This window comes from Stenotrophomonas sp. GD03958, assembly GCF_029839005.1.
Lineage (GTDB): Bacteria > Pseudomonadota > Gammaproteobacteria > Xanthomonadales > Xanthomonadaceae > Stenotrophomonas > Stenotrophomonas hibiscicola.
Genome location: NZ_JAOBZT010000113.1, coordinates 1 through 8,005, shown reverse-complemented (window position 1 = coordinate 8,005; position 8,005 = coordinate 1). Strand labels below are relative to the sequence as shown.

Sequence of the window (8,005 nt, the reverse complement as noted above, 5' to 3'; positions counted from 1 at the left end):
CGGCTCACGCCCCCGCCACCGGACCCACCCCGCCTTCGACAGTTCTCCGCGAGCTGTCGGAATGCATGGCCTGCTCTTGGTGGGTGTCGACCTTGGTCGACACGTAGATCCACGCCATGCGTGGATGCTCTTCGTTCAATTGTCGAAATATTCGATTTCAATGGAGATTCATCCACGCATGGCGTGGATCTACCAGATCGCCGGAATCTGTCAGAGGTGGGGCGGTGTCGGAGTGCGGGGTGTCAGCCGCATGGATGCGGCTGCCAAGCCTACAGGGACGTACTTGCGGCGCCCCCGCACTCCGACACCGCCCCACCAAATCCACGGAATGCCCGCTGTTGCTGTTGCTGTTGCTGTTGCCTCTGCAGGTGCAGGGCTGCAAGCCCTGCCAACAAAAAACCCCGCTTGCGCGGGGTTCTCTGTGTGTTGCGTGCAGGGCGAACGATTACGGGCGACGGGCCAGGGCCTCGACGTCCTTCGCCTTCGGCAGCAGGTCCTGCTTGCTCACGCGCAGGAAACCGATCGTCAGCATCGGCACCGCCACCAGGATCGAGGACAGCACCACGATCACTGCACCGATCATGTGCGTCTCAGCCAGGCCTTCCATCGAGCTGCCGCCGTACATGTACAGCGCCAGCGCCGACAGGAAGAACATCACCGCGGTGATCACCGTACGCGACAGCGTCTGGTTGATCGAGCGGTTCAGCACTTCCATCGAGTCCACGCGCAGGCTGCGGAAGTTCTCGCGGACGCGGTCGAACACCACGATGATGTCGTTGATCGCAAAGCCCATCACCGACAGCAGGCCGGCCAGCACGGTCAGGTCGAACTCACGGCCCAGCAGGGACACGTAGGCGACCGTCACGATCAGGTCGAACATCGCCACGATGCTGGCGGTGACCGCGAACTTCCATTCGAAGCGCACCGCGATGTAGATCAGGAAGCCGGCCAGCATGAAGATGGTGGCGTACAGGCCATTCTTCGCCAGGTCCTTGCCGATCTGCGGGCCGACGAATGCGGTACTCATCACCGTGGCCTGGTTGTCGGCGCTGGACAGCACCTTCACCACGGCCGCGGCGGTGGCCTTGTCCTCGGCAGCGGCATCACCGGTGCCCGGCGCATGCTCGCCGTGCGGCGCCAGGCGGATCAGCAGGTCGGTGTTGCCACCGACGCTCTGCACCTGGGCACCGTCGAAGCCGTTCTGCTCCAGCTTGGCGCGGACCTGCTCGACGTCCACGGCCTTCTCGAAACGCGTTTCGATCAGGGTGCCGCCGGTGAAGTCCAGTGCGTAGTTGAAGCCCTTGATGCCGATGATGGCGACCGAGGCCAGAAACACCACGATGGTGACTGCCATGGCGACATGGCGCCAGCGCATGAAGTCGATCTTGGTGTCGTTCGGGAGGATGTGCAGCGGAAACAGTTTCATTGTGCGTGTCGTCCCGTCAGATGGCCACGTTCTGGAGCTTCTTGCGGCGGCCGTAGATCAGCGTCGCCAGCGCACGCGACACGGTGATCGCGGTGAACATGGAGGCGAAAATACCGATGATCATGGTCAGCGCGAAGCCCTTCAGCGGACCGGTACCGAATGCAAACAGCGCCACACCGACGATCAGGCCGGTCAGGTTGGCGTCGAGGATGGTGCCCGAAGCACGCTCGTAACCGGTCACGATCGCGGTCTTGCCCGGCACGCCGGCACGCAGCTCTTCTCGGATACGCTCGTTGATCAGCACGTTGGCGTCCACCGACAGGCCGACCGACAACGCCAGGCCGGCGAAGCCCGGCAGGGTCATGGTCGCGCCGAACAGCGACATCACCGCCACCACGATCAGCAGGTTGAACAGCATTGCCGCCGAGGTGATCACACCGAACATGCGGTAGTAGATGCTGAAGAACACCAGGGTGAACAGGAATGCGAACACGACCGCGCGCATGCCGTTCTTGACGTTCTCGGCGCCCAGGCTCGGGCCGACCACGCGCTCTTCGACGAAGTCCATCGGCGCAGCCAGCGAACCCGACTTCAGCAGCTTGGCCAGGTCCTCGGCTTCCTTCTTCTGCAGGCCGGTGGTCTGGAAGTTCTTGCCGAACACACCATTGATGTTGGCCACCGAGATCACTTCCTCGTTGACCTTGAAGCCACGCACTTCCTGGCCGTCGACGACGGTCACGGTCGGCACGCGCTCGGTGTAGACCACCGCCATCGGCTTGTTCACGTTGGCGCTGGTGAAGTCGAACATGCGCTGGCCGCCGACATTGTTCAGCGTCACGCTGACGGCCGGAGAGCCACTGTTCGGATCGGTCACCGCCTGCGCGCCGACCATCTGGTCACCGGTGACGATCACGCGCTTGTTCAGCAGCACCGGGCCCAGGCCGTCACGACGCTGGTACACCTTCGCCTCCGGCGGGATGCGGCCGGAATTGATGGCGTCCTGCGCATTGCCCTCGACCACCGCGCGGTACTCCAGGGTGGCGGTGGCGCCGATCATGCGCTTGGCTTCGGCGGTGTCCTGCACACCCGGCAGCTGCACGACCACGCGGTCTGCACCCTGCCGCTGGATGATCGGTTCGGCCACGCCCAACTGGTTCACACGGTTGCGCAGGGTGTTGATGTTCTGCTCGATGGCGCCATTGGCGATCTGGGTGATCTCGGTCTCCGGCACGGTGACTGTGATGCGGTTGCCACTGACGTCATAGCCCAGCGTCGGCTGCGCCTTCACCAGGGCGGCGCGCGCACGCTGCGCGGCGTCGTCGCCGGCGGACGGGCTCAGGTTGGCCACGATGCTGTTGTCGGCACGGCGTTCCACCGACTGGTACGGAATGCGGGCGTCGCGCAGCGTGCTGCGCACGTCTTCGGTATAGGCATCCAGGCGCTTGTCGAGGGCAGCCTTCTGGTCGACCTGCAGCACGAAATGCACGCCGCCCTGCAGGTCCAGGCCCAGCACCATCGGGCGACCGCCGAGGTTGGCCAGCCAGTCCGGCACGGTCGAAGCCAGGTTCAGCGCCACGGTGTACTTCTCGCCGACGGTGTCACGCAGGACGTCGCTGGCAGCGGACTGCGACTTCAGGTCCGACAGGCGGACGATCAGGCTTTCCCCTTCCTTTTCGGCACCGATGGTGGCGATGCCGGCCTTTTTCAGATCGGCCAGCACACGGTCGCGCAGCGCATCGTCGATCTGCCCGCCACGGTTGGCGGTGATCTGGATGGCCGGGTCCTTCTGGTAGATGTTGGGCAGCGCGTACAGCGCGCTGAGCGCCAGTACGATCAGGATGACGACGTACTTCCAGCGTGGAAATTCGAGCATTGCTTGGGTCCCGCGCGGCGCCATCCCCGGCGCCGCGGTTGTGCTTCGGAAAGGGAGTGGCTTACTTGGCCGAATCCAGGGTGCCGGTCGGCAGCACGCTGCCGACAGCGCCCTTCTGCACGCGGATGCGCACGTTGTCGGCCACTTCGACGGTGATGAAGTGGTCGCCGATGTCGGTGACCTTGCCGGCGATGCCGCCGTTGGTCAGCACTTCATCGCCGCGCTTGATCTTCTCCAGCATGGCCTTGTGCTCCTTCTGCCGCTTCATCTGCGGGCGGATCATCAGGAAGTACATGATGGCGATCAGGATGATCGGGAACAGCAGCGTGGTCAGGCCCATGCCCTGCGGTTGGCCGCCGGCGGCCTGGGCGTGGGCGGCGGGAATCAGGAAAGCAAGCAGGTTCATCGTTGGTCCTTTGGTTGGGCGGCGCTCCCGTCCCTTGAGGGGCGGGGGTGTCGACCGCGGATCTGGGTCAGCCTTGAAGTATGCCACGGCCCCGGGCGTTCGTCCTTGGACCGTTTGGCAGGGGGCGTCCGGGTTAGAGGGGCGGGGCCACCGCCCCGCGTGCCGCGTAGAAAGACTCACGGAAGGCCAGGAAGGTTCCCGCCTCGATGGCCGCGCGGATGTCGGCCATCAGCTTTTCGTAATAGAACAGGTTGTGCAGGGTGCCCAGCATCGGCGCCAGCATCTCGTTGCAGCGGTCCAGGTGGCGCAGGTAGGAACGGGTATAGCCACCGGTGCAGGCCACGCAGCCGCAGCCCGGCTCGATCGGGTCCATGTCGCGCGCGTACTGGGAATTACGGATGCGGACGGTGCCGAACGAGGTGAAATAATGGCCGTTGCGCGCATTGCGGGTCGGCATCACGCAGTCGAACATGTCCACGCCACGTGCGACACCCTCGACCAGGTCCTCCGGCCGGCCCACCCCCATCAGATAGCGCGGACGGTCGCTTGGCAGCTCCGGGTCCAGGTGGTCGAGCATGGCGTTGCGCTCGTGCTCCGGCTCGCCCACGGCCAGGCCGCCGATGGCATACCCGTCGAAGCCGATCGCCTGCAGGGCCTCGGCCGAACGGCTGCGCAGATCGGTGTGCACGCCCCCTTGGACGATGCCGAACAGGGCCGCGTCGTTGCCGAGCTCGTCATGCGCGTTGCGGCTGCGCTGGGCCCAGCGCAGGCTCAGCTCCATCGAGCGGCGCGCCACATCCTCGGTGGCCGGATAAGGGGTGCACTCGTCGAAGATCATCACCACGTCCGAATCGAGCACCTTCTGGATCTTCATGCTCTCTTCCGGGCCCAGGAACACGCGGGCACCATCGGTGGGCGAGGCGAAGGTCACGCCCTGCTCGGTGATCTTGCGGCGGTGGGCCAGCGAGAACACCTGGAAACCACCCGAATCGGTCAGGATCGGGCCATCCCAGCGGCAGAAGCCATGCAGGCCGCCGTGGTCGGCGATGATGTCCAGGCCCGGGCGCAGGTACAGGTGGAAGGTGTTGCCGAGGATGATCTCGGCGCCCAGCGCCCGCACCTGGTCCGGCAGGATGCCCTTGACCGAGCCATAGGTCCCCACCGGCATGAAGGCCGGCGTTTCCACCGTGCCACGCGGGAAGGTCAGGCGGCCACGGCGGGCACGGCCGTCGCGGGTCTGGAGCTGGAACTGCAATCGGGACATGGAGCGGTCATTCGGGCAAATAGTTGCCCATTGTCTCCCAAAACCGCCCTCCCTGCTCCGGTAGCGCCGGGCCATGCCCGGCGGAGCGATTTGCCCGGGATGGCCGGGGCTACCGGATTCATCACGCATGGTGTGGATCTACCTGGGCAGTAGAGCCACGCCTTGCGTGGCTTTCCTGGTCTCCAGGCACCTGCAAGTGCGCACCAACGGTGCGCACCCACCACAAGCAGGCAGAGGTCAGCGCCCTACCCCCGCCTGCGGGAACAGCAGCATCGCGTCGCCGTAGCTGAAGAAGCGGTAGCGCTGCTCGATCGCGTGCCGGTAGGCCTCGAACACCCGCTCCTTGCCGGCAAACGCGGAAATCATCATCAGCAAGGTGCTCTCCGGCAGGTGGAAGTTGGTCACCATCGCGTCGACGCTGCGGATGCGGTAGCCCGGGGTGATGAAGATCTGCGTTTCACCGGCAAACGGCAGCAGCTCGCCATCGCGCATCGCACTTTCCAGCGCGCGCACCACGGTGGTGCCGACGCCGATCACCCGGCCGCCGGCGGCGCGCGTGCGCCGCACCTGCTGCACCAGTTCGGCGCCGACGTTCAGCCACTCGCGGTGCATCACGTGGTCCTTCAGGTCATCGGCGCGCACCGGCTGGAAGGTGCCCGCCCCCACGTGCAGGGTGACGTGGCCGAAGTCCACGCCCTTCTCCTTCAGCGCGGCCAGCAGCGGTTCGTCGAAATGCAGGCCGGCGGTCGGTGCCGCCACCGCGCCCACTTCGCGCGCGAACACGGTCTGGTAGCGCTCGCGATCGTCCACGCCCGGCTCACGCTGGATGTACGGCGGCAGCGGCAGGCGGCCGGCGTGCAGCAGCCACTGCTCCAGCGACTCAGGCACGTGGAACTGCAGCACGTAGAACTCGCCGTCGCGACCCAGCACCTCGGCCTCCCCACCGGCATCCAGCGCAATGCGGCTGCCGGCCTTCGGCGACTTGCTGGCGCCGACCTGGGCACGGGCCTGCTGGCCACCGAGCAGGCGCTCGATCAGGATCTCCACGCGGCCGCCGCTGGCCTTCTGCCCGAACAGGCGCGCCGGGATCACGCGGGTGTCGTTGAACACCAGCAGGTCGCCCGGCTGCAGCAGGGACGGCAGGTCGCGCACCTGCAGATCGGTGAAGGCCGCAGGTGCGGCCGGCACCAGCATCAGGCGGCTGGCGGAACGTTCGGCCAAGGGAGCCTGCGCGATCAGTTCAGCCGGCAGGTCGTAGTGGAAATCGGACTTCTTCAAGGCAGTGGGCGGCAACAGGTCGACAATGGCGCGCATTGTACGTCCAGCGTCTGCGAGCCGGCGCGCTTCGCGGCGAACGTCGCGCAAAATGCTGCTATGCAGCAGGTTTCTGCGGGGTTATCGCGCAAAAAAACAAGTGCTAGCATCGAGTTGGAAGTCCGCTGCACGAGCCTGCCCCCAAGCGCGCGTGATGACGCGCGTTTTGCATTTGAAGGCCCGTGCGACCCATCGTTTCAGGAGATCTGCAATGAGCTTCATCGAACGCCTCGCCCCCCTGCGCGCCCAGCCTGGCACCCGCCTCACCTCCGGCCTGGACGACGCCACGCTGACCGCCCTGTCCGCCAACCACCCGCAGCTGATCGCCGCGGTGGACGCCGCCGCCGAGGAATTCGCGCGCGTGCAGGCCGACCTGGGGCCGCTGCTGGCGCAGGACGAACAGGCGCAGATCGACGCGATGCAGGATGGTTTCGTCAACTTCTACGCCGATGACGCGGTGACCCCGTACGTGGCACTGGCTGCGCGCGGCCCGTGGGTGGTCACCCTGAAGGGCGCCGTGCTGTACGACGCTGGCGGCTACGGCATGCTCGGCTTCGGGCACACCCCGGACGCCGTGTTGGAGGCAATGGCCCGCCCGCAGGTGATGGCCAACATCATGACCCCCAGCCTGTCGCAGCAGCGCTTCATCACCGCCCTGCGCGCCGAGATCGGCCATCGCCGTGGCGGCTGCCCATTCGCCCGTTTCATGTGCCTGAATTCCGGCTCCGAAGCGGTCGGCCTGGCCGCGCGCATCGCCGACGTCAACGCCAAGCTGCAGACCGACCCGGGTGCGCGCCACGCTGGCGCTGCGATCAAGCGCGTGGTGGTCAAGGGCAGCTTCCATGGCCGTACCGACCGCCCTGCCCTGTATTCCGATTCCAGCCGCAAGAGCTACATGCAGCACCTGGCCAGCTACCGTGGCGAGGATTCGGTGATCACCGTGGCGCCGTACGATGAGGCCGGCCTGCGCAAGGTGTTCGAGGACGCCGCACGCAACCAGTGGTTCATCGAGGCGGTGTTCCTGGAGCCGGTGATGGGCGAAGGCGACCCGGGCCGCTCGGTGCCGCCGTCGTTCTACGCCGTGGCCCGCGAACTGACCCGTGCGCATGGCAGCCTGCTGCTGCTCGACTCGATCCAGGCCGGCCTGCGCGCGCATGGCGTGCTCTCGGTGGTCGATTACCCGGGCTTCGAAGGCTTGGACCCGCCGGACATGGAAACCTATTCGAAGGCGCTGAACGCCGCGCAGTACCCGCTGTCGGTGCTGGCGGTGACCGAGCATGCCGCGCAGCTGTACCGCAAGGGCATCTACGGCAACACCATGACCAGCAACCCGCGTGCGCTGGACGTGGCCTGCGCCACGCTGGCCCAGCTGACCCCACAGGTGCGCGCCAACATCGCCGAACGTGGCGCCGAAGCCGTACGCAAGCTGGAGCAGCTGAAGAACGAGCTGGGCGGCCTGATCACCAAGGTGCAGGGTACCGGCCTGCTGTTCTCCTGCGAGCTGGCGCCGCAGTTCAAGTGCTACGGCGCCAATTCCACCGAAGAATGGCTGCGCCAGCACGGCATCAACGTGATCCACGGTGGCGAGAACTCGCTGCGCTTCACCCCGCACTTCGGCATGGACAGCGAGGAGCTGGACCTGCTGGTGGGGATGGTCGGCCGTGCCCTGCGTGAAGGCCCGCGCCGCGAACAGGCCGCTGCCGCGTAAGCCTGCTTGGCGTT

Annotated in this window: 6 protein-coding genes; 1 reads left to right on the top strand and 5 read right to left on the bottom strand. The window is 66.2% G+C overall.

Annotation, left to right across the window (positions count from 1 at the left end; genetic code table 11):
* Positions 1-445: 445 nt before the first annotated feature.
* The 5 genes from secF to queA form a co-directional block, all read right to left on the bottom strand.
* Positions 446-1,426: a protein translocase subunit SecF gene (gene secF, locus N5C25_RS19755; RefSeq protein ID WP_058981767.1), complete on the bottom strand. Its 981-nt coding sequence runs from the start codon at positions 1,424-1,426 to the stop codon at positions 446-448.
* Between the two features lie 16 nt (positions 1,427-1,442).
* On the bottom strand, positions 1,443-3,299 hold the full coding sequence (secD, locus tag N5C25_RS19750; RefSeq protein ID WP_058981764.1) for a protein translocase subunit SecD: 1,857 nt from the start codon (positions 3,297-3,299) through the stop codon (positions 1,443-1,445).
* Between the two features lie 61 nt (positions 3,300-3,360).
* Positions 3,361-3,705, bottom strand: coding sequence for a preprotein translocase subunit YajC (gene yajC / locus N5C25_RS19745; RefSeq protein WP_005416201.1), 345 nt, complete (start codon positions 3,703-3,705; stop codon positions 3,361-3,363).
* Between the two features lie 133 nt (positions 3,706-3,838).
* Positions 3,839-4,969 (bottom strand): tRNA guanosine(34) transglycosylase Tgt, encoded by a 1,131-nt coding sequence (gene tgt, locus N5C25_RS19740; protein ID WP_005409256.1) that lies wholly within the window; start codon positions 4,967-4,969, stop codon positions 3,839-3,841.
* Positions 4,970-5,206: 237 nt separating this feature from the next.
* Positions 5,207-6,283: a tRNA preQ1(34) S-adenosylmethionine ribosyltransferase-isomerase QueA gene (gene queA / locus N5C25_RS19735; protein ID WP_111104032.1), complete on the bottom strand. Its 1,077-nt coding sequence runs from the start codon at positions 6,281-6,283 to the stop codon at positions 5,207-5,209.
* Between the two features lie 211 nt (positions 6,284-6,494).
* On the opposite strand from queA, the gene N5C25_RS19730 reads away from it, so the two are divergent.
* Positions 6,495-7,991: an aminotransferase class III-fold pyridoxal phosphate-dependent enzyme gene (locus N5C25_RS19730; protein ID WP_019661257.1), complete on the top strand. Its 1,497-nt coding sequence runs from the start codon at positions 6,495-6,497 to the stop codon at positions 7,989-7,991.
* Positions 7,992-8,005: the final 14 nt, after the last annotated feature.